The sequence below is a fragment of the Burkholderia sp. Bp9142 genome (assembly GCF_003853415.1).
Lineage (GTDB): Bacteria > Pseudomonadota > Gammaproteobacteria > Burkholderiales > Burkholderiaceae > Burkholderia.
This window is the reverse complement of the sequence record NZ_QTPP01000091.1, coordinates 1-1,113: the sequence shown is the minus strand read 5'-3', so window position 1 is coordinate 1,113 and position 1,113 is coordinate 1. Positions and strand designations below refer to the sequence as shown.

At 65.1% G+C, this 1,113-nt stretch carries 1 protein-coding gene; it reads left to right on the top strand.

Annotated features, from left to right (window positions below; all coding sequences use genetic code 11):
• On the top strand, positions 1-1,113 hold a 1,113-nt coding region (gene ccsB / locus DIE22_RS37760; protein WP_124502205.1), incomplete at both ends, for a c-type cytochrome biogenesis protein CcsB.

Below are 1,113 nucleotides of genomic sequence, written 5' to 3'. Positions count from 1 at the left end.
CGACGACCGTCCGTTCCTCGCACGCCTGTCGGTCATCGACTGGCTGTTCGCCCTGGCACTCGTGGTCGGCGCGGGCTATGCGTTCGTGCACTACAACGAACACATGGATTACTACGACAAGGCGGTGATGATCGGCACGGTGCCGGCGCTTGTCGTGCTCGGCTGGCGCTGGAAGCCCGCGCGGCTGATGATGGCGTCGATCGCGGTGCTGTCGCTGCTGTCGATCCAGATCTACCAGGGCGATCTCGCGCGCGCCGAATCGGCGTTCTTCCTCAAGTACTTCCTGTCGAGCCAGTCGGCGATCCTGTGGATGAGCGCGCTGTTCGTGCTCGCGACGGTCTTCTACTGGATCGGCTTGCTCGCGCGCTCGGCGTCGGGCTCCGCGATCGGCCAGAAGCTCACGTGGGTCGCCGTGCTGATGGGCTTCACCGGCCTGATGGTGCGCTGGTACGAGTCCTACCTGATCGGCGCCGACGTCGGGCACATCCCCGTATCGAACCTGTACGAAGTGTTCGTGCTGTTCAGCCTGATCACCGCATTGCTTTATCTGTATTACGAAGGGCACTACGGCACGCGCTCGCTTGGCGCATTCGTGCTGCTGGTCATCAGCGCGGCCGTCGGCTTCCTGATGTGGTACTCGGTCGCGCGCGATGCGCAGCAGATCCAGCCGCTCGTGCCGGCGCTGCAGAGCTGGTGGATGAAGATCCACGTGCCGGCGAACTTCATCGGCTATGGCAGCTTCGCGCTGTCGGCGATGGTGTCGGTCGCGTACCTGATGAAGGAGCGCGGCGTGCTCGCCGATCGCCTGCCGACGCTCGAGGTGCTCGACGACGTGATGTACAAGTCGATCGCGGTCGGCTTCGCGTTCTTCACGATCGCGACGATCCTCGGCGCGCTGTGGGCCGCCGAGGCATGGGGCGGCTACTGGAGCTGGGACCCGAAGGAAACCTGGGCGCTGATCGTCTGGCTCAACTACGCGGCCTGGCTGCACATGCGCCTGATGAAGGGCCTGCGCGGCGCGGTTGCCGCCTGGTGGGCGCTCACGGGCCTGCTCGTGACGACGTTCGCGTTCCTCGGCGTCAACATGTTCCTGTCCGGGCTGCACAGCTACGG